The organism is Brevibacterium paucivorans (genome assembly GCF_016907735.1).
Classification (GTDB): Bacteria; Actinomycetota; Actinomycetes; order Actinomycetales; family Brevibacteriaceae; genus Brevibacterium; species Brevibacterium paucivorans.
On sequence record NZ_JAFBCP010000001.1, the window covers coordinates 1,418,749 to 1,445,263 of the forward strand.

The 26,515-nt window shown below is 60.2% G+C and carries 14 protein-coding genes and 2 tRNA genes; 9 read left to right on the plus strand and 7 right to left on the minus strand.

Annotation, left to right across the window (positions count from 1 at the left end; genetic code table 11):
- Window positions 1–3: 3 nt before the first annotated feature.
- A complete protein-coding gene (locus JOE56_RS06605) occupies window positions 4–717 on the minus strand; it encodes a proteasome activator (protein ID WP_204515361.1) in 714 nt (237 codons plus the stop codon).
- Window positions 714–1,730, minus strand: coding sequence for an NAD(P)H-quinone oxidoreductase (locus tag JOE56_RS06610; protein ID WP_204515362.1), 1,017 nt, complete (start codon window positions 1,728–1,730; stop codon window positions 714–716). Before JOE56_RS06610 ends, JOE56_RS06605 begins: the two co-directional genes overlap by 4 nt.
- A 55-nt stretch (window positions 1,731–1,785) precedes the next feature.
- Here JOE56_RS06610 and ilvA point away from each other — a divergent pair, with 55 nt between their 5' ends.
- Both ilvA and JOE56_RS06620 read left to right on the plus strand, forming a co-directional pair.
- A complete protein-coding gene (gene ilvA / locus JOE56_RS06615; protein ID WP_204515363.1) occupies window positions 1,786–3,087 on the plus strand; it encodes a threonine ammonia-lyase IlvA in 1,302 nt (433 codons plus the stop codon).
- 69 nt (window positions 3,088–3,156) lie between these two features.
- Window positions 3,157–5,388, plus strand: coding sequence for a maltokinase N-terminal cap-like domain-containing protein (locus JOE56_RS06620; protein WP_204515364.1), 2,232 nt, complete (start codon window positions 3,157–3,159; stop codon window positions 5,386–5,388).
- Window positions 5,389–5,421: 33 nt separating this feature from the next.
- Here JOE56_RS06620 and JOE56_RS06625 read toward each other — a convergent pair whose 3' ends face one another.
- Window positions 5,422–8,118, minus strand: coding sequence for an alpha-amylase family glycosyl hydrolase (locus tag JOE56_RS06625; RefSeq protein ID WP_204515365.1), 2,697 nt, complete (start codon window positions 8,116–8,118; stop codon window positions 5,422–5,424).
- A 170-nt stretch (window positions 8,119–8,288) separates the two neighbouring features.
- On the opposite strand from JOE56_RS06625, the gene JOE56_RS06630 reads away from it, so the two are divergent.
- A tRNA-Ser gene (locus JOE56_RS06630) sits at window positions 8,289–8,376 on the plus strand.
- 129 nt (window positions 8,377–8,505) lie between these two features.
- Window positions 8,506–9,600 (plus strand): C45 family autoproteolytic acyltransferase/hydrolase, encoded by a 1,095-nt coding sequence (locus JOE56_RS06635; RefSeq protein ID WP_204515366.1) that lies wholly within the window; start codon window positions 8,506–8,508, stop codon window positions 9,598–9,600.
- 17 nt (window positions 9,601–9,617) lie between these two features.
- On the opposite strand, the gene JOE56_RS06640 is transcribed toward JOE56_RS06635, so the two are convergent.
- Both JOE56_RS06640 and JOE56_RS06645 read right to left on the minus strand, forming a co-directional pair.
- On the minus strand, window positions 9,618–10,583 hold the full coding sequence (locus JOE56_RS06640) for a hypothetical protein (protein WP_204515367.1): 966 nt from the start codon (window positions 10,581–10,583) through the stop codon (window positions 9,618–9,620).
- A gap of 50 nt (window positions 10,584–10,633) precedes the next feature.
- Entirely contained in the window at window positions 10,634–11,407 is a 774-nt protein-coding gene (locus JOE56_RS06645; RefSeq protein WP_204515368.1) for a TetR/AcrR family transcriptional regulator, read from the minus strand.
- A gap of 197 nt (window positions 11,408–11,604) precedes the next feature.
- On the opposite strand from JOE56_RS06645, the gene JOE56_RS06650 reads away from it, so the two are divergent.
- Both JOE56_RS06650 and JOE56_RS06655 read left to right on the plus strand, forming a co-directional pair.
- Window positions 11,605–14,370, plus strand: a complete 2,766-nt coding sequence (locus JOE56_RS06650) for an MMPL family transporter (RefSeq protein WP_338028639.1) — start codon at window positions 11,605–11,607, stop codon at window positions 14,368–14,370.
- Complete coding sequence (locus tag JOE56_RS06655) at window positions 14,370–17,003, plus strand: YhgE/Pip domain-containing protein (protein WP_204515371.1); 2,634 nt, start codon at window positions 14,370–14,372, stop codon at window positions 17,001–17,003. Before JOE56_RS06650 ends, JOE56_RS06655 begins: the two co-directional genes overlap by 1 nt.
- Window positions 17,004–17,009: 6 nt before the next feature.
- Here JOE56_RS06655 and JOE56_RS06660 read toward each other — a convergent pair whose 3' ends face one another.
- Both JOE56_RS06660 and JOE56_RS11620 read right to left on the minus strand, forming a co-directional pair.
- Window positions 17,010–18,950, minus strand: coding sequence for an FAD/NAD(P)-binding protein (locus JOE56_RS06660; protein WP_239530389.1), 1,941 nt, complete (start codon window positions 18,948–18,950; stop codon window positions 17,010–17,012).
- Window positions 18,950–21,055: an LCP family glycopolymer transferase gene (locus JOE56_RS11620; protein ID WP_204515373.1), complete on the minus strand. Its 2,106-nt coding sequence runs from the start codon at window positions 21,053–21,055 to the stop codon at window positions 18,950–18,952. The genes JOE56_RS06660 and JOE56_RS11620 overlap by 1 nt, the downstream gene beginning before the upstream one ends.
- A gap of 272 nt (window positions 21,056–21,327) precedes the next feature.
- On the opposite strand from JOE56_RS11620, the gene JOE56_RS06670 reads away from it, so the two are divergent.
- The 3 genes from JOE56_RS06670 (at window position 21,328) to JOE56_RS06680 (ending at window position 26,409) form a co-directional block, all read left to right on the plus strand.
- Window positions 21,328–21,416 (plus strand) — tRNA-Ser (locus JOE56_RS06670).
- Between the two features lie 582 nt (window positions 21,417–21,998).
- Window positions 21,999–24,728: an esterase-like activity of phytase family protein gene (locus JOE56_RS06675; protein ID WP_204515374.1), complete on the plus strand. Its 2,730-nt coding sequence runs from the start codon at window positions 21,999–22,001 to the stop codon at window positions 24,726–24,728.
- 208 nt (window positions 24,729–24,936) lie between these two features.
- Window positions 24,937–26,409, plus strand: coding sequence for a hypothetical protein (locus tag JOE56_RS06680; RefSeq protein ID WP_204515376.1), 1,473 nt, complete (start codon window positions 24,937–24,939; stop codon window positions 26,407–26,409).
- Window positions 26,410–26,515: the final 106 nt, after the last annotated feature.

Genomic DNA, 26,515 nt, shown 5'->3' on the forward strand with positions numbered 1-26,515 from the left:
GGTTTACAGGTAGTTGCCCGGGCCGTAAGCGCCTTCGGGGTTGTGCTTCACCGGGTGCTCAGGGTTCGCAGGCGAGTCGTCGTGCATCGCCTGACGCGCCATGATCGCGGTCTGGATCGACTGGAGCAACCCTTCGATCCACCCCACCAGGCCCGCTTGCGCTACCAGCAGTTCGCTGTGGCTTGGCGTGGAGTAGGACGACAGCTTAGGCGTGAAACTCAAGAACTCATCCTCGAGGTCCTGACCCAACGCCTCCTTCATCGCCTCGATCGTGTTCTCGTGGATCTGTGCCAAACGTTTGCGCCCCGCCGGGTCGGTGTCCGCCGACTTGAGCTCCTCCAAGATTTTCGCGTGCATGTGCCCCAAGCGCACGAGCTTGCCCGGGTTCGTAATGTCCGGCTCGTCCTTCTTGTCGTCAGCGTCCTTGCTGTCGCTGTCGTTTTCGTCGCCGTCAGCTTCGCCAGCGCTGTCCGCGTCCCCGGCATCGTCGGGTTGCGCGGTCTCGTCAGTGGTGTCACCTTGGGCTTCGCCCGGCTCGGCTACCGTCTCACCTTCATCGTCCCGAGGTGGTTCCGGCTGTTCGCCCGCCTCGGCTGTCGTGAGGTCCGGAAGGATCGCCTGTTCCTCGTCTTCGGGGATATCCGGCTGGTCAGCGTTGGTGGTCTGGACCGCCTCCGACGTTACGGCTTCGTCCTGCTGTTCAGGGTGCTCGCTCACGGGTTTACCTCCAAAACGATCTTGCCAAAGTGTGGCTGGTCCATGTGTTCGTGCGCTTGCACGCAATCGTCAAGCGCAAACACGCGATCCACAATGGGGCGAATCTTGCCACTGGCCACGGCCGGCCACACGTGTTTGCGCACTTCAGAAACAATATGTGCTTTTTGCTCGTCTGGACGCGCACGCAACGTAGTCCCCATGACCGAACGCCGCAAGGGGAGCAGGTCACCAAGGTTAATCTGGGCCTTGGTTCCGCCCTGCATGCCAATGATGACCAAACGGCCGTCAGCCGAAAGCGCCTGAATGTTGCGCTCCAGATACTTCGCACCAATGATGTCCAAAATGACATCCGCGCCCGGAACACGCGCAGCCGCAGAACCGTCCGCACCTGCACCGTCACCCGTGATCTCACGAATCCGCTCAACAAAGTCTTCTTCGCGGTAGTTGATCACTGCGTCGGCGCCCAGATCAGCGCACTTGCGCGCACGGTCGTCACTGCCAACTGTTACCGCTACGCGCGCCCCCACGTGTTTCGCAATCTGGATGGCCATGGTGCCAATCCCGGACGCGCCCCCGTGGACCAAAAGCCAGTCGCCCTCACTCAACCCCGCCGCCATGACGACATTGGAGTACACGGTGGCAACGACCTCGGGTAGGGCCGCAGCCTCTATAAAACTCATCCCTTCAGGCACAGGCAAAACCTGCCCTGCTGGGACCGGCACGTACTCCGCGTACCCGCCACCGGTGAGCAACACGGCCACCCGGTCACCCACCTGCCACTCCTCAACCCCGTCACCAACCTGGTGGACGGTCCCGGCGGCTTCGAGGCCCAGGATCTGCGTGGCGCCCGCAGGGGGAGTGTAAAAGCCCATGCGCTGGAGGACGTCGGCGCGGTTCACACCAGCGGCCTCCACCTTCACAACAACCTCGCCAGGCTGGGCGGAGGGAACGGGGGAATCGGAAAGTTTCAGGGCGTCTGGACCGCCCGGCTGAGGAGCTGTAATCGAGCGCATACGAACCACCCTACCTGTACGATTGGCGGACGCGACCGGCAAACGCGCCTTTTTCATGCACAATGGAGGAGTGCTAGTAGAGGGACAGAAGACGACAAATCCACCCACCGTGTCTGACATCGAAGACGCCGCCAAGCGAATCGCTGACTGCGTCATCACCTCCCCGTTGCACATTTCCGAACGGCTCTCCGACCTCACCGGTGCCACCGTGTACCTCAAACGCGAAGACCTGCAGCCGGTGCGCTCCTACAAGATCCGAGGCGCGTTCAACTTCCTCCTGCAACTCGACGCGAAAGAGCGGGAACACGGCGTTGTCTGCGCATCCGCCGGTAACCACGCGCAAGGATTCGCGCGTGCCTGCAACACACTGGGCGTCGAAGGACGCATCTTCGTCCCCAAGACCACGCCTAGGCAGAAGATCGACCGGATCCGTCACTTCGGCGGCGACCGGATCTCCATCACGGTAGCCGGTTCCACCTACGACGACGCCTCTGAACTTGCAAAGAAACACGCCGCCACCTCGGGGGCGCTGGTCGTATCCGCGTTTGACGACCCGCGCACCATCGCCGGTCAGGGAACCATTTCCGCTGAAATCACCGACCAACTGGGCTTTGCTCCAGACACCGTGGTGGTCCCGGTAGGCGGGGGTGGCCTGCTGGCTGGAATGGCCGAATACTGTCACCACCGCACCCCGGACACTCGCGTGATTGGTGTTGAACCGGCAGGGGCGGCGTGCATGACCGCAGCGCTCGCAGCGGGAGCCCCCGTGCAACTGGGCACTGTGGACTCCTTCGCCGACGGTGCCGCGGTACGCCGGGCCGGTGACCTGACGTACGCGATGGTCCGCGACCTCGGCCTGCCCATCACCACCGTAGACGAGGGCCGCGTGGCAAAAGAAATGGTGGACCTGTACCAGGTCGACGGGATTATCGCCGAACCCGCCGGCGCCATTTCACCGGCCTCCGTGGGGCCTGCTGACGCTGAAGTGCCGGTGCCCATTGAAGCCGGATCAACTGTCGTGTGCGTCATCAGTGGTGGTAACAACGACCTGTCCCGCTACGCTGAAGTGCTCGAACGTGCCCTGGTGTGGGAGGGGCTACAGCACTACTTCATCGTGAACTTCCCACAAGAACCCGGGGCGCTGCGCCGCTTTTTGGACAATGTGTTGGGCCCTGACGACGACGTCTCCATGTTTGAGTACGTGAAACGATCCGACCGCGAAATTGGTCCCGCGTTCGTGGGCATCACCTTGGGTCGCGCTGAGGACCTCACGGGGCTCCTCGAACGCATGGACGAATCGCTGCTCGAAATCGAACGCGTTTCGCAGGACTCGCCGCTGTTCAGGATGTTCGTCTAATCGAATACCAGGGCAGATAAAGTGGTGACGTGACCGTCATCGTTCGATATCAAGGAAGAGGGTTCGCTCATGGCGATGAGCAGTGAACTCGAAGGTCTGCTTGCGCAATGGTTGCCACGCCAGGCCTGGTTTCCAGTGACGTCTTTTGAGCTGGTCGGCACACCGGACGTCGTCCCAATGTCCGACACCCAGGTCTTTGAGCTGGACTTCCCGCTTCAGGACGATGAAACGCTGACCGTCCAGGGCTGGATCGCAGTCGTGGGAATTGGGAGTGGTGACAACGTTCGCCGCATCAGTGTTCCGCTGACCCTGCGCACGCGCGAGGAAGGGCCTCTGCGCGAACATCTTATTGGCCAGATCGACGACTTCATGTTGGGGCCGTGCTACGTATACGACGCGGTCGCCGACCCTGTTTTCGTTCTTTTCGCCGCTACCGCCATGGCCACCGGTGACGCCAGCTTCGCGTTGGGGCGCGAGGCGGCTTTCGACGACCTCGGGACGCCTTCTGAGGATGGCGAAGAACACAAGGACCCCATGGCCGAGGCGGCCGCCGGGATGCGTGCCGACGCGGACCTGAGTGCGGAGCCGGTGAGTGTCAGCGAGGCCTTTGACAGCCAGTTTGAGAACTCCGACCACTCGCAGCTGACTGCGTTGCGCGTGGGGCGTGGCGGGCGCGACTTTAACGACCTGACGAACATTTCGGTGCTGTGGCACCGCGCCACCACCACACAGCTGAAGTTCGACAATTCGCGCAAGGGTGAAACCGCGGTTCTGATCGACGACCACGCATTCCCTAGCGTGCTGACGTTTTTCAGGACACTCGACATCAGTGACGTGCCCGAATCAGTGCGGTTGCCCATCATGCTCACGATCGCCGAATCACAAGCCGTTGCGCCCGTTCTGGGGTGGATGGCGTCGCGGTGGTTCGACGGCACTGACCTACACACGCACACTGCTCCAGTTGCTATGCTGACCCGTTCGGAAGCTAGCGCGGTGAGCGCATGGAACGAAGCCGTAGGAGCGGCGCGGAACGCTGCGGAGGCGACGGGGTACGCGCGACAAGCGCACGACCTCGGTGGCCGGGTTGCCAGCCTACACGTAGACCTGGGCCGTGAACTTGGCAAGGCTGAAGGCACCGGCGAACCTACCGCGAACTGGATCAAGAAGTGGTCCGACCGCGTGGACTGGGCGCTGGCCCGCGCCACGCTGGCACTCAAGCCTCTAGAGAAGCAGCTGCGCGCCCACAAACGGGCATTGGCTGACATGTCATCAGTGGGGAACCTGCAACGGATTCACGGCGGGCTCACCCTCAATCACGTGGTGAAAGCACCGGTCCACGGGTACACGGTTGCAAACTTTTCGGAGACTTCGGAACTGCGTCCACCAACATTCGACCTAGTGGCGCTGTTGCGTAGTTTGGACTACGCGGCAGGGTACGCATTCTTGGCTCGCACAGGAGCCCTTGACCCCAAGGCCACGCCCAGCACCCTGGGTGCGACCGGACTGGTGGACGACGACCTGATTGCTCAAGTCGACGGGGCGCCCGAAGCCCGCTGGTCACACGAATCCCAAAAGGCTCTCTTGGCCGGGTACTCACATGTTGGCGGCGCCGATTTCAGCATGAAGGACCCCGTGTTGCGGGCCATGCTCATTGACCGCCTGCTCGTTGAGGGCGTGAGCGAGTTGCGCAACCGGCCCACGTGGCTGATCGTGCCACTGTCCGAACTCAGGCGCCTTCTGACCACCGACACTGAAGTGGCTACCGAACCGGCACGTCTCAACCCACGCACGTCCACCGAGGCGACGCGCGCTGGAATTGAAGAACGCCTAGCCGAACACCGAAAAGCACAAGAAGAAAAGGTTGCGCACGCGCGGGCGGCTGCGGCCAAGGCGCGACAGGAGAACGACAGACTTGTCGAAGCGTCACAGGTCGCGAAGAAGGCCGGCCACGGGATTGAGGCGCCAGTTGCCAGCAACGCTGAGACGAAAGTGCAGGACGCCGAGGTGGCAGTCGGTGTCACTAAGCGCAAAGCTGGCGTGGCCGAAACCGCGGAAACTGTGCCCGCCGAGGTGGCGGATTCAGTGGAACCCACCACAGAGCCCCAAGGGGCGGGTGGCTCTCGCGCAGTGACACCTCGGCCTTCTTCCGAGACGCCCGCTACACCCACTTCCGGTGACGAAAGCACGGCGGTTCCTGCAACGTTCGACCCTGCCGATGATCCAGCGGACGACATTGTCGACGACACGGACGGAGAAATCGAGCCGCCCTTCGCACCTAAATCGGCGCGCACGCTACGCTAGCCCCGCGCCAAAGCGGGCGCTAGCCCCCGAACTCTAAACCCGCTCAAGGACGGTAACAGGGTGGGTGCCAAACACCTCGGCGACGGAGAAATCCAACCCCGTCCACGTGCGGCCAGAAAGCACGTCACGCCACGTGGGTTCAACCTCCTCGCGGATCACGGGCAAGGCCATGGTTTGCATCGTAGAAGCGGTCTGCGCCGGCTCCTCTTCGTCATTGACCGAGGTGGGTATGTGGAACCGCGTGTCACCCCACCCGCCGGTGGCGCGCAAGGTGATGGGCAAGCGTTCGACCACAACGACGACCTCGGGGAACTGTGTGTCGCCAAAGTGCGCCAACCCAAACGCGTGTTCAGCGCGCTCGCCGGTGATGGCAACGCGGGTGGGCGAAGTGGGGTTTGTGAAGATGTGCGGGTGGCGCGCGCGAACTGTCAAGCCCGCTCGAAGCAACAGGTCGCCAGGGTTGTTGTCGACCAGCCGTTCGCGTGGGCTCAAGAACAGCGGGTCGAACACCTCGGGGGTGCCAGGGGAGAACAGCTGCAACGCGCGTGCCACTTGGCTGTTGCGGTCACCTGCGTGACGCACGATGGCGACCATGCGGTCGATCCGGGCAACGACCTCGGGCGTCGTGAGCGCCGTGTGAACGGCGTTGCGCACCGACTCAACGAACCGCTCATCCGAGCCACCATGCCGCCGGGCTGCTCGAACCGACCGTTTGATCAGCCGGTCCACGTTCAAGTGCGAGTCCCACGCGCCCATCACGGACTGCCACAGCAGAATGTCGAAGCTGGTGTCCGAGGTGGCGGTGGCTGGGGCGTCTGAGTTGCCTGCGCCACCTGGGGTGCCGGAGACGTCCGGCTGCGTGACCGTGTAGTCCAGCGGCACCAACTCCCGCATGTCTGCAACGAACTCCATGAACTTCTGGGGGATCTCAGACAGTGCGAGGATCCGGCAGCGCTCCGCCCGTGAGTATTTGGTAACCGGGCTGGTGAGCCCGTTGATGACCGGCGCCGAGGTGGTAGAAGTTTGGATTTTAAACTCATCCAGAATGCGGTCGGGGTGGCCGGGTTCGGACGGGAATCCACCCACTTCGTTCAGCGCAGCGAGCGTGCAGTAGCGGTAGTGCGCACGTTCCGTCACACCCAGGTTGAGCACCTCGCTGGTGGTCTGCGAAAACAGGGTGCTCACGGGGCATGACGGGGTGGTGAGCAACAGGCCAACATAGGCCAGGAGGCGGTCTGAAGCCGTACCCGAAGGCACTGTTGACCGCACTTTCGCCAACGCCCTCGGCACCACCATGGAACCCGCGGTCATGACCGGGACTTCACCTGTGCTGTTCCGGCCAAGGAAGTCGTCCGGATCCGACTCTGACAGGGCTGACAAGAACCCCTCGCGAACGACCTCGGCATCTTCATCCAAACCGAGTTCAGGGCGCGCAACGGTCACGGACGCCACAACGATCCCCAAAATCAGAGCCAGCGTATCCACGTCCACCTGGGCGGTGGGGTCGGTGCGGATGCTGGCGCGGGTGGACTCGTCCAGGCTCGCCCATGCGTTCTTGGTGGTGATAGCCAGGTCCACCATTTCGTTGTGCATGAGCGTGTTGGTGACTTCTTTCTTGCACCGCGCTTCCTCAAGCGTGAGCAGCCCGGTCACCGAGGTGGGGTTGAAGCGGAGCTGCTTTGCGGTAGTGGACAGTTCGCGGCGGTCCCGTGGGTCCAGGCCTGCAGCCAAGTGCTGGCGGAACGATTCGAGCTCGTAGAAGCCGATAGGGTGCGTGAGCGCACCGTCGATTGCCGAGATGAGCGGGTACGTGGTGGACGCGGCACCTGGCCACGACGAGGGAGTTACTTCGCGCTGGCCTTCAGGGTTGAGCGTGAAGCGTTTCTCCGTGATGATATAGCCGCCGGTGAGGTCCTGCAGCTGGTCGAGGTACGCCTGGGGGTCTGCGATCGAGTCGATGTGGCGCACACTCACCCCGTCGATGAGGCCGGTGTCGAACCAGCGGGCGAGCTCGCGGTGAGTTTCCGTGAAAACGCGCGGGTCGTTCACCCGGATGGTGGCCACGTGCGAATCGGCGTTGACGCGACGGTAGTTGAGCGTGCGTGTGGTGCTTGTCTTTTCAACGCACGTGTAGTTTTGTGCGGCCAGGAGCTGCTGGGGGTCTTGGTGGTTTTGGGGCTCTTGTGGGTCTTGGGGCTGCAGGGTTTCCGGGTTGACCGGGTAGATCGAGGAGCCGATCTGGAGTACCGGTTCGTTTGTTGCGGGGTTGGTGGTCAGGGTTGCCGTGCTCGTGGGCTGGTCGACCACCACCGTGACTTTGCCTTGTGCCCACTGGATGTCGAACCAGTCGGCGTATTGGGACTCTTGGCCGTGCAACAGCACATCCCACCAGTAGGGGTTCATGCTGGGGTGCGCGACGTGGAGTGCGCCAGGCACAAAGTCGACGATGACGCCCATGTTCGCGTTGTGCGCGGTTGTTGAGAGGGCTTCCAGCCCTTCGATTCCGCCGAGGTGTGGGTCAATTGCGTTGGGATCTGTGGGGGCGCCGGTTTCGTTGGCGGTGCTGGAGGCCGTAATGGGGCTGATGCGAATAGCGGTGAAACCGAGTTCAGCGATGTCCGGGATTACGTTTGTGACGTCAAAAAGAGTGACGTTGCGGTCGACCGGCACACGGTAAATCGATGTTGGGCGCCAGCGGTTGCGACCTGTTCTGTGGAGGTGTCCGCTCATTGTGTCCCTTTCATCGACAGCCACATACGACGATACCCGTAAACCGGTGCCACTGAGGTGTAAGAGACGATTTTTGACACTGCATTCAGGAGGTGTTCAACCGGCGAGATTGTTGCCCTCGCGCGAAGTGTGGAATAATCGTTTTTTGCGTCGCGTACTTGTGGCGCCTAGGTGAGTTGACAGAGCGGCCGAATGTGACGGTCTTGAAAACCGTTGTAGGGCAACCCCCTACCGTGGGTTCAAATCCCACACTCACCGCGTTGTGAAGTCTCGGGACATCGTTCACTCGATGTCCCGAGACTTTTGCGTAAACGACTTGGGTGCACCATTTCGTTACAGCCAACGACTCCCATGTATCGTGTCCAGAAAGTGCCACTGGGAGGATCAATGAAGAAAAACCAACCGCACCTGGTTCGAACCGAGACGATCTACGTAGAAGGAAACGACCCCAGGCAACGGGGAATGGCCAGGGCATCGCAGATTGCTCCCCACATCCGCTCCACTGTGCGCGCGTACAGCGAGCTCTACTCCTCGCTCGGTATCTCCGAATCAGACGCCACCGCAGCCGCGCGCACCTCCATGGACGCAATCCGTGACTGGGACCCTGACCAGCACCTCGAACTTCTAGGCGTCGCCGCCGGATCCGGTATCACCGCAACAGACCTGGGCCACATTGTGGGGCGGACCGAAATCCTCACGCTTGCCAAACAGCAACCACAAGAATGTAGCACGGTGACGTTCCAGCAACCCGGCCGAACCATGTCGGCCCAAACCTGGGACTGGAAACCTGAACTGGTGCGCAACTGGCACTTCCACCGCGTAGCCGCACTCCCAGGTGGTCACGCTTATGCAGGCTTCGCAGAACACGGCATGACCGGAAAAATCGGGCTCAACTCCGCCGGCATAGGCGTCCACCTCAACATCCTCAAGAACACTGACGACGCTCCCGGCGGCGTGCCCATCCACGCGGTGCTTGCCCGGATTCTCGGCACTGCCGGCTCCGTCGACGAGGCCATCAACATCGCCAAGGACGCGCCCACCTCGGCGTCCTCAATCATCACCGTCCTCGACCGCGACCGGGCCGTCAACATGGAAATCAACCCACACCAGGTGGCCCTCAACTCTCGCGACGGGTGGGCTCTGCGCACCAACCACTTCGCGTGCCCCAGCCAAGCGGACGGCGCGCAACTCCTCACACCCGACTCCAACACGCACGACCGTATGGACTACCTGGAGTCGGCGACCACCTCGGCAGGGGAGCCACACGACCTGGACGACATGCTGCAGGTTCTGTGCTCACCGCTGGAAGATGGCCTGGTGAGCGTGCTCCCGGACCCGGCCGCGCCCAACAAAGGCGCCACGCTGGTGACCGTCCGGATCGACCCGGCAAACCACACAATCGAGATGAGCCCGGGCGCACCCCAATACGCATCGGCCATGACCGTGCGCTTCACCGTGCCGCAGGGCCACCCAGGCCACTAGCTAGGGCTCACGCCCTCTCATTCGGAAGCAGTGCCCCCGGCGCCCACTTGCGAACGCAGTGCGTCTAGGGCCTCGGCGGATGCTTGCGTGTCTTTGAACGCCGAGGTGAGAATCGCCCACGGAACCACGTCCACCTCGATCTGGGAGAAGTGGACGTACGGCTGCTTCTGTCGCGGGTCGTCGTTGTCAAACCGTGTTCCGTAGCGCCATGTGCCCTTGCCGGTTCGGCGGAAGGTCTCGCCCGCAAACCGCAGGGCGCCTTGAATGTAGAAGTCCGACCGGTCGGCGAGCATCTCGTTCACCGTTGAGTACCGTGCCACCAGCTGCTTGCTGAGTTTGAGCAGGCCGTCGCCGTCATACGACCACTCGTTCGGTGCTGCCTGATCCTGAATCCACGCGGCAACCCCGGACTCAACCGTGGGGAGGAACGTGCCCAAGAATTCGCGTTCCTCATCTTCCATGGGGGCCCCACCGGCGGCACTGTCGTCCACTGCTGAAGACGAGCGACGCGGACCGTCTTCCCCGAACTTCTCCAGCTCCTGCGCATAGCGGCTGACGAACACCTGCCCGTTGCGCGCCTGGAGCGCGGTCATCACCAGGCCGATCATCGAAATCGGTTCACCCTCACAGTCCCCGTCTTGCGAATCTGGGCGAATAAACGGGAAGCCTTCGCCCACCTCGCCGGATTCGTCGTAGTCCCACGCGCCACCCAGCCCGCGCAAGAAAACTTCGCCCACATACCGCATGAGGTTTTCCGTGAACTTCTGGTTTTCCGGCGCTACGGCCACCGCGGGTGAAGCCAATGCAGAATTGGCGAATGCCTCGACCCACGGGAGCGAGGCAGGGGAGAGGTCTTTGCGGAACTCGCGCGTTTCGTCGTTCTCAAGCGTCACCGATTCGGGTAGGTCAGACTCGATGAACGTGGAAAGTCGCAGGGGCATGCTTGCCATGAAGGCCGAAAATTCATTCGCGTGATCACTCATGTTTTCAGCCTAACTGGGTTGCGCGCCTAACGCGGGTTTGCGCCGCGCCCCTAGAACTCCACCATCATGCTGAGCAGGTCCAAAACGGGGCCCAGTTCGCGTTCGACCGGGTGCAAAAGCGAATCTTCAGGCAACTTCGACGTGTCGAACTCTGCTCCCGGCTGGCCCATGATCTCTGCGATCAGCTCGCTGGCGTCCGGCGTTGGTGCGTTTTCAACCGCCCGAGGTGGAATGGACTGCCGTGCTGCCCGTATATCGGTTGCGGCGAGGTGTCGGATTGCGGTTTGGGTGGGGATCGTGGTGCGTGCCCCGTGCCTTGAAAGGAGCTGTTCAACTTCCACTCCCACAGCGCGCACCTGTGCGTTCTGCAGCTCCAGGTAGCGGGAACGCACGTCTGGGTTGCGGATTGAGTACAGTTCGATCTCCGCTTCCGTGATCGCCCACGCGACCGAGGTGGTCCAGCCCAGGCGCTGCGTGGCAAAGGCGGTTTTGGCGGATTGGCGCAGGTTGGTGAATCGGCAGTGTGGGTCCGAGGTGTTTGTAGTCCGGTCTGTTGAGTATGTGTCTTCGGTGGTCGCGATGATTCCGCGGATTCCGGCGATCGTGTGCTCAACGGCACAGTCAATGAGATTGACCACCAATTCGTCGATCGATTTGAAGTTCGAGTAGAACGCCCCACGTGTCATTCCTGCTTCTTCGCAGAGTTCTTCGATGGGCGTGCTGACGATGCCACGGCGGGCGAAAGCGATCACAGCGGCACCCAGAAGGCGGTTGCGTGTGCGCTGTCGACGGGCGGTTGGTGCCGCGTCAGGGGCGATGGTCATTGGGGTTCTTTCTGAGTGATTCTTCAAAACAAAAATGTATTCGATACAGTATTGTATTCAGTGGAATCTTAAAGTTCACAACCAGTGGTCGAGTCCGCTTGGCTCGATCTCCCCATGCAACCGAAAGCGAACTTGTGTCTTCTTTTCTCTATGGATTAGGTCGCGCAACATTCCGGCACCGCCTGTCAACTGCCGGAGTGTGGCTGCTGATCATCGTGTTGATGGGTGCTTTTGTTGGGCTCTTCGCCAACAAGTTCGACGACAAGTTTGAACTGCCAGGCGCGGAGTCACAGGAAGCCCTCGACTCGATGAGACTGACGTTTCCGCAAGCGTCCGGTGCTCGCGGAGACATCATTGTGGTGAGCGCAAACAAGGAGCGCGTGGATCAGGGCACCTATAAAGAAGAGATCGAAAACGCGGTTGAGCGACTCGAAGACGTGGGCAACGTTGAGGGCGTGACGTCGCCGTTCAATGAACACGTACATGGCAATATCAATGACGACAAGAACGCGGCCATCATTAACGTGTCGTACGACTCGCCTGTTGAAGAACTCACAGACGAAGACCGTGAAACCCTGCACAAACAAACCGAACAACTCCGCGACGCGCTCCCTGAAGGATCCACAGTCAGTGCAGGTGGAGAAGTCTTCAAAACCACCAGCGTTCACGTTTCGTGGGTAGAAGGAATCGGTGTAGCGATCGCGTTCTTCGTATTGCTTTTCACCTTTGGCTCTGCACTGGCCGCCGGTGTTCCTCTACTCACCGCAGTCGTAGGTGTGATGATTGGACTCTTGGGAATCGTGGGGCTCACAGCGTTCTCGACCGTGTCATCCACCGCCCCCATGCTGGCACTCATGCTGGGACTAGCGGTGGGTATTGACTATGCGCTGTTCATCATTTCCCGCGCCCGTTCCTTCATGCTCGAAGGCCACGACGCAGAAGAATCGGTAGCGCGCGCAAACGCTACAGCTGGATCGGCCGTGGTGTTCGCGGGGATCACCGTGATTATTGCTCTTGTGGGGCTTTCGCTCACCGGAATGCCATTCCTGGCAGTCATGGGATTCGGTGCCGCTGCGACGGTGGCGGTTGCGGTTGGAGTGGCTCTGACTCTTGTTCCCGCAATCCTGGGCTTCATTGGCGAACGCATCAACCCGCTACGCAAGGCTCAGAAGAAAGCCCAGAAGAAAGCGGCCAAACGCAACGGCACCCAAAACCGCCAGAACGAGTACACCAGCTCAGCAACCACCTCGGCGGAGGAATCCCACACCGCCCAGAAGGAAACATTCGCAACCAAGTTCTACCGGGGCTGGGTGACGGTGGCGACCAAGTTCCCACTCATCACCATCATCGTGATCGTGGGTGCCTTGAGCGTTTTCGCGATCCCGGCGTCCAAACTGCAACTCGCGCTACCGGACAACGGGGGCCAACCAGAGGGGACCCCGGCGCGTACAACCTTTGACTTGATCGACAAGGAATTCGGCCCCGGCCACAACGGGCCACTGGTCATGACCGCTGAGATTGTCACCAGTGACGACCCGCTGGACGATGTCGAAAAGATCGAAGACGAAATCAAGAAGATCCCCGGGGTCAAGCAGGTCATTCTGGCCGTGCCTAATGAAAACGCTGACACGGCCATGTTCCAAATCATTCCCGAAACCGGCCCCAGCGACCCTGAGACCGAAAAAATCGTTGAAGCGCTCCGTGACATGGAGCCCAAGATTAAAGACGAATACGGCTACCAAACCGCAGTGACAGGTGCGACGGCTGTTGCGATTGACGTGTCAGCTCAGCTGGGGCGCGCGCTTGTGCCTTTTGGTCTGTTCGTTGTGGGGCTGTCGCTGGTGCTGCTCATGATGGTGTTCAGGTCGCTGTGGGTGCCCATTAAAGCCACCGCAGGGTTCCTTTTGTCGGTGGTCGCCGGCTTTGGTGTGGTGGAGCTGGTGTTCATTGAGGGCCACGGCGCAAGTGCCTTCAACCTGGACCACATTGGCCCGGTCATCAGCTTCTTGCCCATTATTCTCATGGGTATCTTGTTTGGTCTGGCCATGGACTATGAAGTGTTCTTGGTGTCGGGTATGCGTGAGGCTTATGCGCACGGTACGCCTGCTCGTGAGGCTGTGAAGAAGGGTTTCATGAGTTCGGCGTCTGTGGTGACTGCCGCTGCGGTCATCATGTTCTGCGTGTTCGCGGCGTTCGTGCCCGCTGGTGAGGCGATCATTAAGTCGATCGCGTTGGGCTTGGCCGTTGGTATTGCCGTCGATGCGTTCCTTGTACGCATGACCCTGGTCCCGGCGGTCATGACCTTGTTGGGCGAACACGCATGGTGGTTGCCCAAGTGGCTCGAACGCATCCTTCCACACTTCGACGTGGAAGGTGAGGGCCTGTACCACCAGGTGAAATTGCAGAACTGGCCAGAAACCGACACCGAATACCGGATCTACGGCGAAAACCTGAGCGTGTACGGCACCGGTGGGCCTCTGTTTGAAAACGTCAATGTGGCGTTGCAACCGGGTGAGCTGTTGGCGGTCAGTGGCCGAGGTCGTTCCGCCTTGCTTTTGGCACTCGCCGGGCGTGCGCCGCTGGAAGATGGGGAACTGAAGGTAGGCGAGTATGTTTTGCCGGAGCAGGCGAACAAGGTTCGTCGTTCTACCCCGTTCTTGACGTTGCGACACAGTGAGGAATCTTTGGTGCCTAAACCGGAGTACATCCGCGGCTTCATTAAGAAACTTCCACCCGTGGTTGTCATTGACCACGCTGATACCCCGCACGACCACGCCACTGCGAAAGCAGTTAAGAACCTGGTGGACGTTGCGGCCGCCCGTGGGTCCGCGGTGATTCTGGGGCTACACAACCCTGACGTTGACTGGATGATCCCCAGTGGAATGGACTACACCTTGTTGAATTTGGACGATCACAACCGTACCGAACACGTTCCCGCTCATGCGTTTGGAGGAGCACAGTAATGCCAATCCTAGAAAGAGCAGCTTCAGGGAAACGAGTGACCCTGTGGTCGCTTGTTGGCCTCATCCTTGTGCCGGTACTCATTGCGGGTGGCTTTGTTCTGGCCACTCGCGGCGCCGACACCCGTTTTGGTGAGATCACGGCGGCCATTGTGAACAACGACGATGGAACCGAAGTCAACGGTAAGCGGGTACCCATGGGGCGCCAGCTTTCCGCTGCGCTGGTCGACCTGGATACCGAGAACTACCGCTGGGTGCAATCAACCGACGAAGACGCCCAAGAAGGGCTCGAAAACGGTAAGTACGCCGCAGTCGTCACGATCCCAGAAGGTTTTTCACGCGAAGTTCTCTCCACCGCAAAAGACGACCCCATGGACGTCAAACAGGCAACGATCCAGGTGCAAACCTCGGACGTGTCCCCGGTGAACAACGCAGTGGTTTCGCGTGCTCTGGTCGATGCGGCGCGCACCAAGTTCAACACGGACATGAGCGAAAAGTTCCTGGACAACGTGTTCGTCGGTTTCAACGACATGAAGGACCAGATGCGCACCATGGGTGACGCGGCAGCTGAGCTCGACGACGGTGCCGGGCAGTTGTCCAACGGGACTTCAGAACTCGCTGACGGGACAGGGGAACTGTCTGACGGCCTCGGCAAACTTGACGCCAACGGCGGCAAGCTCACTAGCGGTGCGACACAGCTTGCCAACGGTGCAGGGGAACTCTCCAAAGGTGCGGGAAGCCTCGCCGACGGGGCAGGGGAACTGTCTGACGGCCTCGGCGAAATGAAGACCAAAACCCAGGACCTACCCAAGCAAAGCAAGCAACTTGCTAACGGTGCAAAGGACCTGTCAGACGGTGTTGAGAAATACACCGGTGGAGCAGACAAACTTGCTGGCGGGGCGGGCGAACTGTCCAAGGGAGTGAACGAGTACACCGGCAACATCGACGAAGTCGTGCTCAAAGTCCGTGATTTCACCAATGAGCTCGACAAGATCGACCTGGATGAGCTGCGTAAGCTTCGGGGCTCTGACAAAGCTAACAAGCTCGAAGACACCGAAACGCACCTGGACCGGTTTAAGAAAGGCGTGGAGGGCCTCAAACGTGAGGTCAAGGACTACCAGAAGGAACTCCGCGCTCAAGCGAAGAAAATCGAGTCCAGCGATGTTGCGAGCCTGAACCAGGCTGTGAAGCTGGGCATGATTTCGCAGGATCAAGCGAAGCAAATTCGCGGCAAGATCTGTAAGAAACTCCCTGATGGCGCAAAAGACCCAGCCTGCGATGTGGTTGAAGGCGCATACGTGTCTGGTCTGGCAACTGGTTACGTCAAGGGACTGAAGTCGGCGGCAGACGCGCTCGACAAGAAGGACCCGTCAACAGGCGAGTCAATCATCGACGGGTGTGACTCCTTGGATGAGGCAGCTAAACGCATCAATGACCGCGTCGCTGAGATCACCAAGGTGCTCGAAAAGTACAAGAACCTGGACCTGGATAAGGTCGGCAAGAACTTGGACGAACTCGAGAAGAAACTGGACAAGTTCAAGGCCGGCACCGACAAACTTCTGGACGGTTCCAAGAAGTTGCGCAAGGGGGCCAGCGACCTGTCTGACGGTGCAAACGAACTGTCCGACAACGGCGACAAGCTGGTGGACGGCTCCAAGAAACTGGCTGACGGAACCGACAAGCTCGCGAAGGGCACCGGCCCGCTGGTCGACGGAATCGGAAAGGCCGCAGACGGGTCTAAGAAGCTGTCAGACGGCGCTGTGAAACTCTCCGATGGTGCGGACAAGCTCTCAGACGGTGGCCACGAACTGTCCCGAGGTCTGCGCCAGTATGTCTTTGGTGTTTCGCAAGCCTCCGACGGGGCGCAGAAGCTCAACACCGGAGCACGGCAACTGGCCGACGGTGCTGACAAACTCTCAGACGGCACCGGCAAGTTCGCTGAAGGAATCGAAGAAGGTAAGGAAAAAATCCCAAGCTACACCGCGCCGGAACGCGACAAGCTGTCTGCTGCAGTGTCATCTGCGATCGACGGGTCTAGCACCAAGTTCGTGAACGCGGCACTGGCCCAATCCGTTGCGCTCATGCTGATTCTTGCTCTGTGGGTGGGCTCGCTCATCACTTACACAGTGGTGCGCGCGGTCTCAGCGACCGCACTGACCTCGCGCCGGAGCAACGTGGCGATCATGCTACGCGGTCTGGTTCCCGGCCTGGCAGTTGCTGTCGTGCAGGCGTTGCTGGTGACGGCGCTCGCGGTTCCAGTGATGGACATTCCGCTTTCTAACGGCGTTCACCTGTTCGCGTTTGCACTGTTTGCCAGCGTGGTGTTTACGGTGCTGAACTTCGCGCTCGTGGGACTTTTTGGCGCTGTTGGGCAGATGATTTCACTGTTCATGATTGTGGTAGCCGTGGCAGCGCACTTGTTTACTACCCCGCCCGAGGTGCTCACCAGCTTGGCAGGGTTCACCCCGCCTGCCACCGGAATTGAGGGTGCGGTTGCGATTGTGACCGGTACACCGGGCGCCGGTGGCGCCTGGGGCACGTTGTTCCTGTGGCTACTGCTAGGTGTTGGTGCGTCGATTGTTGCAGTTGCGCGCGCCCGCAGTGTGAAGTCAGCAGCGTCGATCGCTCATGCGTAGTCAGAACTAACGGTCGGCCAGCCCGTAAATGTGGCGGGCAATGCTGTGGGCATCGCGGAGGGTCCGGGCGTTCGTGTTCGGATTTGCCGCGATCGCCAAGCCCAGCTGCAGTGACGACAACTGAATCGACATGACGTACCGGTGTGGGTGGACCCGGCCACGGGAGTCGACCGTGCGTAGGGTGTCCCGTTCGACCAACGGTCCCGAGGTGGGTAACAGGGTTCCTTCATCGCTGGTGATCGTGGCGACAGTGAGTTGCCCGCGGTCCAGCATGGACGTGATTAAGTTGTCGTCGGCTAACCGGATGTGGTTCGTGGGCGATGCCGCGTCGATGAGGTTCCGGGCGACGATGTCCCCGTCTACGACCGGTGTCGAGGCAATAAACGCTGGTTCGTCAGCGCTGGTGGCGATTTTCACCTGCGGACCCACATAGGTGACGAGGCCTGCTCGGCTCAACGCCAGCAGTTCAGCGAACCGTTGCGGTGGAGGCCCATCACAGATGCCGGAAACAAAGGACTCAAACCAGCCACGCACCTCGGTCGCAAAACTAGTGGGGCTAATCCGGCTGTCAGCCACTAGTTCCTTCAAGAAACCGCGTGCGGTCCACAAAACCGCGAAAATCGCTTTACTTGGAGCCAGCTCCGGGCCCGCGTACGCATCCCGAAGCTCCTGTTCCAGAAAACTGTCGATCCACGCGGTCAGCTGCTCTCGGTTCGCAAACTGTTCTTCGTTGAGCGGGCGCAAGAGCGCCTGGAGATCCAACTGGTGCTCGCGGGGGACAACTGAGTCGAGAACCTCGTGAAGCGCGGGAGCCTCATGAGTCTCACGTCCAGTGGCACGCCCCTGGGTTTCCGCGCCAGAGCGACGGGCAAGGTGACGGTCGACCGCCTCGGTCAGGGCCTCCTTCAGTGGGGCCGGGTCACGCAAGAACAACTCCGGCCGGCTGCGGTACAAGGCCGCGTACCACGCATACCGCAAGTCGGTGAGGATGAGCGGCCACAGCTGATCGTCAAAGTGCAGAAGCTTACCGCTGGAAAGTTTGGTGACGTTGTCTTCCGTGAAAAACCGCAACGGGTACGGCTTCATAGGGTGGCTGGGCGTGACGGGTTTACACCGGTACGGAATACCCCGTCGTGAACTGGGCGCAAGAACAGGTTCCCGGCCACTGGGGACATATTCCAACTCCCAGGGCTCGCACTCGCCAGGACGGTCAGGGGAGGGTTCGCGCGGGACGAAAGTGCCGCCTCGGCCGTGGGTAAACAACGCCTGCAAGTCAAAATAGTTGAGCCCGAACCCGCGAAAAATCACGGTCTCACCTGCGGGTACCCGGTCAACGGGAGTTTCTGCCGGGAGTGAGGGCGGACAGTAGTTCAGGTCGTTGTCCGCGGCGTAGCGCTCCAACTGGATGCGCTCATCGGTGAGGCGGGACGGAATGTGACCCACGCACAGCACCACCGCGTCGACCGTTACCGAGGTGTCATCGGACAGGCGCACAATCTGGGTCACCTCCACTGGGGACCCCGGGTCAGCGATACGCAGGGCCTGTGCGCGGTGGACCTGGATGGTGACGTTTTGGGGCGCGTTTTCGCGGACTCGGGTGAACGCGTCAGCCAGGTATTCGCCGTACAGGGTGCGCGAACAGAACGTGGTGTCAGGGTCGTCTGTTCCGTCCGTGGCTAGGTACCATTCGCGCATGGACGGCCCGGTGTTGGTGGGGGAGACGTCGCACGAGTTGTCGGGGAAAATGGTTTGCTCACTGATGGTGGTGTTCATGAGCAGCTCAGGGGACTGCTCGGTGTCCCACACGCGACCCGGACCCGGTGCATACGGGTCGATCACGTGGATCGTGACGGGGTGCTTGTACTCAGGTGCCAGCGCGGTCAAGCGTTCGCACACGGACAGACCGCGTGGACCGGCACCAATCACAGCGACGCTGAGATGTGCCATCAGTGCTCTCCGTGGTTACCTGGCCCAGGGTAGCCGGGCCAAGGGTCACCGGGGTTGTAGCCGGACGGGTAGCACTTACCCTCGTTGTCTTCGATACCTGGTGCTGGGGCACCGGTTTCTTCAGTGGGTTCCTCGGTGGGTTGAGGCTCTTCTTCTTCCTTGTCGCCGCCGCCTTTGGTTTCTTCTTTTTGGCTGGGCTTTTGTGGGTCGATCTGGTCCTTGACCCACTGGTGAAGTTTGTCGTAATCCGGCCGATACGTGGGGGTGACCTCGTTGTTGATCTGCGCGGACTTGATCTTAGTGTTCTTCATTTCCCACGCCAGCTCCACAAAACCGCCCAGTTCCTTCTGGTTGACGTCCGTGGCGACGTTCTTCGTGGAGGAGTTCGCCAGCTGGGGGAACTTCAGTGCGAGTTCGGACGGGTTGACTTGCTCCAGCGTGGTTTTGAGCATGCGTTGTTGGCGGCACATGCGGTCATAGTTGTCTGAGCCGTCACGTGAACGCACGTACCACAGGGCCTGCATCCCGCTGAGTTTTTGTTCGCCAGGGTCGATCCAGCCGAAGATCCGGTTCTTGGCTCCCGTGTGCTGGTTCTCGCCACCGCCCATGGGGATGGGGCGTTCGACGTCAATCTTGACCCCGCCCATTGCGTTGACCAGGTCACGGAAGCCCTGCATGTCTACAGAAGCCCAGTAGTCCAGGTTGATGCCTAGCGAGCCTTCGACTGCCTGCATGGTTGCCCACATGCCGGTTTCCAGTCCGTGCGGGTCGCCCACTGATTCAGGGTTGTCTTCTGCCCACGACCACACCGAGTTGATAAGGCTTTCCTCGCCCAGAGCGTTGAAACCGTCAGGGAATTCTTGCGCCAGTTTCGAATCTTCCGGGAAGACGGGGTACGTGAGGTTACGTGGCACGGAAATGAGCGTGCTCTTGCCGCTTTGAGTATCGATCGATGCGACCAGCATGGTGTCTGGGCGCGTTCCGGTGCGGTTTTCACCGTTGTCTCGTCCAATAAGGAACACATTGATCCGTGGTTTGTCAGCCCATATCTGTTCTTTGCTTGGTCCCACTGGTGCGCCGCCGTTGCCGAAGATCTTGGACACAGTGTGACTGGAGACCTTTGAGTAAGCGCCACCCACGCCCAGGGGGATCGCGACGATCAGCATGAGTGACACCACGAGCACGCCGGACAAGATCCGTTGCTGATCCGACATCTTGGTGCCACGTGAACTGACGATGTAGGACCGGATGATGACCAGCACCCAAATGATCAGTCCCGCCAGAAGCAGGAACGCCAGGATGTTCAGGATAGTAGGGCTGGAGATGACGCGTGCGACGACGCGGATTGGTCCCAGCGCCAAGGTCATGATTCCGGTAACGAGGATTCCTGCGAAGAACCCAATGAGCAAGAACCAGCCGAGTTTGCTGTTGCGGTTCTTACGGATCATCGCGAGACCAGGAAGCAGGGTTCCCAGACTGGTCCATCCCACAACTTTAGGGAATGCGTCGTAACGCTGTTTCGTGTGGCGCTCGCCTTCCGTGGGTTTGCGAGTGCGCAAGTTGTCCAGCGTGGAGCGCGTGCGGGTGCGCAGGTTGCCTACTGTTGCGCGGGCACGTGAGCCTGCAGAGGGACGTGGCTGCTGCGCATTGACGTGGTCCTGTGCGTTTACAGACTGTGGTCGGTTGCGCGGTGCCGGCGGTTCCGGTTGGTGGGGCGCACTAGGTGCTTGGGGGGTTGATGCTTGTGGTGCAGTTTGTGCGGCGGCAGGCGTTGTGGTGGCCTGCGGGGGAGACGCCGGCGGCGGTGTCGTGGGAGTGGGTGGTGCGCTAGGCGCGTTTGGTGCGTGGGCCGAGCGGCGGTTTTCGTTAGCCAGCCGTTCGCGCCGGGTGCGGAACTGAGGCGTAGCGCCACTGTTGCCAGCGGAGTTTGCAGACGCGTTGTTGTTTGTGGAGTTTGATGTTGAGCCGTGGTTGGGGTTGTTGCCTGCACTCTGGCTTGCTGATGCCGAATGCTGACCGCGAAAGCTGGGCCGTGACGAAGCGCGGAACTGCTTGACGGGTTTTGACGTGCCCGATTGAGGTTGTTCCTCGCTATTTTTCGTCACACGTACTCCTCGATTGACAAAACACAACTCAAACTACTTTAGGCTCTTTGAGTCCACGGGTATTTTAGTCGCTTTTATTGCGAACTGTATGAATACGCTCCGTGTGGATGCAAAGCGTCCATTTTGGTGACTGGGGGTGCCGGATGGGGTGAAGATGGGGCATGTCCGAGGTGCTGTGGGTATCGCGCGTTTTGCTCGATGCGGAGCCCTTGGGTAACCTTTATGTGGTTACGCGCTTTTTCGACCCCGTGTTGATGGGCGTTGTGGCACTTGGAGTCGTGGCTGAGCGGCCGAAAGCACCACCCTGCTAAGGTGGAGTCCCTTGAACTGGGGACCGTGGGTTCAAATCCCACCGACTCCGCGTTGTGAAATCTCGGGACATCGTTCACTCGATGTCCCGAGTTTTTTTTGTGTTCAGGGTGTTGATGTGTCACGTCATCGCGCTCTCTTTTTGATCCGCAACCCAGTTACCCACCACAAGTACGAGGTTTGCGCATAGGGGTGGTGGGTAACTGGCCGATTTTGAGCCGAAAACGTGATCAAAACGAACAAAAAGGGTGTTTACCCACCAACCCTGTTCGAGGGGTGGTGGGTAAACGGTTTTTGTGCGCGTGGCGACGTGGTATCTGATTGGTGTGTCACATCTGCTCGGAAGAGCAGTCCAAGTGAAGCACTCCGGGTGATTTGGCCAGGTCCAGACGGCGCAAAGCGAGCGAAACTGCGCAATATAATGCGCAGTTTCGCTCGCTTTGCGCCGTTTCGCCTGGTGCCAGCACCAATTCGAGTCTGTTAACCCCAGTGCAAGATCTATGCAAGGAACCGTTCACCGTCGCTAGATAAAAACGTGTGATGAAGTGACTGCGATGTGTCCACAGCGAGGCGCGTCGCTCACACGGATCCAGCTAACACGTAGGGCGCACACGCCTGTAGAAGGAGCACATAGATGTCGCGCAAAATCAGCACCAAACTAGTGGCCAGCGGACTGGCCTGCGGAATTGTTGCTTCGGGAGTTGCTTTTGGCACCCCAGCTCTTGCAGAGATTGTTGACCAGAACGGTGCAAACAACTCAATGGCAGGCCCATTCGTGCGCACCGCAACCTACCCCGTGTACCAGAACGTGCCTAAGGGTGTAGACCCTGCAGACGAAACCGTAGCTGAAATCTCAAGCGTCAGTGGCGACGGAAAAACCATGATCTACACCGATGCTGCGGGGAAGCGCATCGGATTCCTCGACATTTCCGACCCGGCTAACCCTAAGGGTAAGGGGAGCCTCGACCTCGCAACCTTGGGCAACGCGGACGACCAACCCACCTCGGTAGCGGTAGCCGGCGACTACGTGCTGGTCGTCATCGACGAAACCGGCGGAAACTTCACCGAACCAAAGGGTCGTGTGGACGTCGTCAAACTCTCCGACCACTCCCGTGTGGCATCGATCGATCTCAAGGGACAGCCTGACTCCATCGCCATCAGTGAAGACGGTAAGCACGCCGCTATCGCAATGGAGAACCAGCGTGACGAGGAAAATGAAGAAGTCGACGGAGGTCTTCCACAGCTCCCCGGCGGATTCGTTCAGACCCTGAAGCTGGACGGCGACCCAAGCTCGTGGGCAGCTACACCTGTCATGTTCAATGATGAGGACGGTAAGCCACTCCCAATCGTCGAAAAGGCTGGCCTGGACACCCCAGAAGACTTGGAGCCCGAATACGTCTCGTTCAACTCGGGCACCAAGGTGGCAGTGACCCTACAGGAAAACAACGGGATTGCGATCCTGGATGCTGCAACCGGTGAAATCGAGTCAGTATTTAGCGCCGGCGACGCCACCGTCAAGGGTGTCGACGCAACCAAAGACGGACTGATCAAGGCAAAAGACTCCATCTCAGGGCCACGCGAACCTGACGCAATCGGATGGATCGACGACTCGCACATCGCCACGGCAAACGAAGGTGACTGGAAGGGCGGAACCCGCGGCTGGACCGTGTTCGACACCGAGGGTAACACCGTGTGGGACGCTGGAAACTCGCTGTCTGAAATTGCAATCCAGCATGGTCTGCACAACGAGAAGCGCGCAGAAAAGAAGGGGTCAGAGCCTGAAGGCATCGCGCTAGCGACCATGAACGGTAAGCGCTACGCGTTCGTCGGTTCAGAACGCTCCAACTTCGTGGCCGTGTATGACGTTGACACTCCAGCTAAGCCAAAGTTCGTACAGCTGCTCTTCACCACCAACGGCCCAGAAGGCATCCTGCCTATCCCAGAACGCAACATGCTCGCCGTGTCCTCGGAGGTGGACGAAGCTGACAACGCCGTGCGCTCCTCGGTGGGCATCTACCAGCTGGACGGCGACCAGCCGGAAGTTCCGCAGCCATCCATCGTGTCGGACAAGGCGGAAAGCCAGTACATCGGCTGGACCGCGCTGGGCGCTCTGACCGCAGACCAGAAGGACGCAACGAAACTCTTTGCCGCCTCGGACTCCGCGCTGTCACACGGGCAGGTCTACACGGTTGACGCTTCCCAGACACCAGCGCGCATCACCGAAGCTCGTACGGTGATGGACCAGGGCAAGCCAGCTGAAGGCTTGGACATCGAAGGCCTGGCAACCCGCAAGGACGGCGGATTCTGGCTGGCCTCCGAAGGCAAGACCGGTGCTGAAAACGCGCTGATCCGCACCGACGACAAGCTCAACATCGAAGAGCGTGTGTCGCTACCGGAAGAGATCTCGAAGCACATCGGCAAGTGGGGTCTGGAAGGCGTGGACAGCCACGTCAACGCGGCTGGCGAAGAAGAAGTGTTCTTCGCTGTGCAGCGTCCGCTGTGGGAAGACCCGGAAGCTGATGACCGCAAGGCGCTCGAAGGTGAAAACACCACGCGGATTGGTAAGTACAACGTCAAGACCAAGGAGTTCGACTGGTTCAGCTACGAACTCGAAGGCACCGACACCAAGGGTGACTGGATGGGACTATCCGAGATCACCGTGATCGACGACAAGACCGTTGCAGTTATTGAGCGCGACAAGCTCAACGGGCCAAACGCCAAGGTCAAGCGCGTTGTCAAGGTGACGCTGCCAGACGTTCCTGACGCAGACGCCGGCGGAGTCCCACCAGCACAGCCGGTCACCAAGGCTGACGCTGTTGACGTGCTCCCATACCTCAAGGCCACAAACGGCTGGACGCAAGAAAAGCTCGAAGGGTTCACCATCGCAGCTGACGGCCAGGCCTACGCTGTGACTGATAACGACGGACTGGACGACGCGACCGGTGAAACCGTGTTCTTGCGCCTGGGCAAGATTTTTGACGCCGAGGAGCCTCCCGCAGAAGAACCGGGCGACGACGCAACGGACGAACCTTCCGACGCACCTTCGGAAGCTCCAGGTGAGGAGCCGGGCGAGGGCCCATCTGAAGAACCGGGCGAGGACGCAACTGACCGCCCATCTGAAACCCCGGGTGAAGAACCGGGCGAGGACGCAACCGACAAGCCCGCGCCATCGGACGACCCTTCGGAAGCCCCAGCCCAGCCGGGTGACGGTTCGGAAGATGATTCCACCTCGGGACAGGGAGACAGCAACGACGGCAAGCCACTTCCACGCACGGGTGTGAGCGTGGCCGTGAGCCTGGGACTCGCCGCCCTCCTGGTAGGAGTCGGTGGGGCCGCTGTGCTCCTGGCACGTCGCAAGAAGTAAGTAGCGCTGGCGTAACGCTTAAAGGCTCGCCCCGCACTGGGTTAGTAGTGCGGGGCGAGCCTTAGCGTATTAGTGGGGCGGTTGGCGTCTCCGCCGGTGCGGGGCGCCTCTCAGAACAGCCCGAGGTGTACCCGACTGATGACGTACGTGCCCGTTTGGGAACAGGCGGCGACACCGATTGTGGCCGGGGTCGCCATAACCTGAACACATGAGAGCAAAACTGTGGGCACGAACTCGAATCGTCGCGATTGCCATGAGTGTGTTTCTGGTGGCTACGGCAGGGACGGCATGTGACGTGCTGGTGCCCGGACGTGATCCTGGACCCCACCCTGCGCCGCTGCCATTTTCCACGAGCGCGCCTCAGCACATGACCCGTGAAGAGTTCCGCGACTTTGCGAAGTCGCAGAAAGGCATCAAAGATGCCGAGGTCAAGGGTGACCACATTCGCATTGAGGTCGATGAGAAGGCTTCGCCAGGGGAGCTTTCGTCGACCATGGACAAGCTTGAGGAAAAGTATCGCAATGCGAGTATCGGCAGTGATGTGAACCTTGTGATTGTGAGTGGCGTGTTTGAAGCTAAGGTGACGTACGTTGACCCAACGAGCTCCCCGTCTATTCCGCGCCGTGCTTTTCCCTCATTCGACCTTGTACATAAGCTTGCGGGGCACAAACACATCACTAGTGGCACGATCCAAGGAAAAAGCGTGTCTGCAACTGTGGATAAGGACCCGTTTGACTGGATGCGCACTGAAGCAAAAGACGTCGACGGTGTTTTCACCGCGACGAACGGGGAGAAGGAAGAGGCAAAACTCACCACTGTCACCATGAACCCGCACGATGCGGCTCAGCAACGCCTCGCAGATGCGCTTCACGGGGAGGTCAAAAATAACGGCGGGGAGTTGCGGGAGCTTGTGGTGGGATTCGAACCCCAGACCAGCTCCGATCATGTATCCGTGAACGCGAGCTTCCCAGATGCGAAAGCTGTGGACAAAGTGAGCGGGGCATTCGCAAAGGACCACAAGGACGTGTCAACCAGTTTTACCGCCTCGGGCCTCCAGGTTATCCAGAGCGCTGAAGGTTCGTTGCCGCATTACCGCAAACATATCGGCTCCGAACAGGCGCTGGGCGTGTATCGCCAGTTGACAGCAAAGAACATCAATGTGGAGATAGTTGACCTGTCAGAGGCGCGGTTTGAGGTTGCTCTAGAGACGTCGCAACAGATAAGAACAACACTTTCGGAAGTGAACGGACTTCCAGCGGGCGTGGGCTCCGTGTCCGTGCGGCACAAGGATCAGAGTGCGGACAGGGACACGTATCTGAACCGCGATGAATGGGGTCAGTACGAATCCGTTGTTGCGAACATGTGGGATGCCGGGTTCTACGATTTCACGTTGTCTGCGCGTGGCGAGCGGAATGCGAAGTTCAGCGTGGATTTCGAGACTCCAGTGGACGGGCCGGCCTTGAGGCCGAGTCACGCGCGAGCCGGTATCCAAGCCCTGCGCGCAAGCGGGTACGACGGGTTGGCCTACATCAGCGTGAACGAGGGTAACCACCTGGACTTTGTATCTACCGTGTGTGGCAAAGCGAAGAAAGCGCGGAACGCGCTCAGTGGCGCGCCATCCAAACCTGACGGTGCTGAACGCGCGTTCCTTGACGAATGGAACCGCACGGCTACGTGTTAGTGGCCCGAGGTGGTCCCAAGTGGGGGCTGTCACGGCACCGTACTGCTGGCCGCGGGACGGATCATGTGAGCGAAACTTGCGACGACCTCGGCGGGAGAATGGGGAG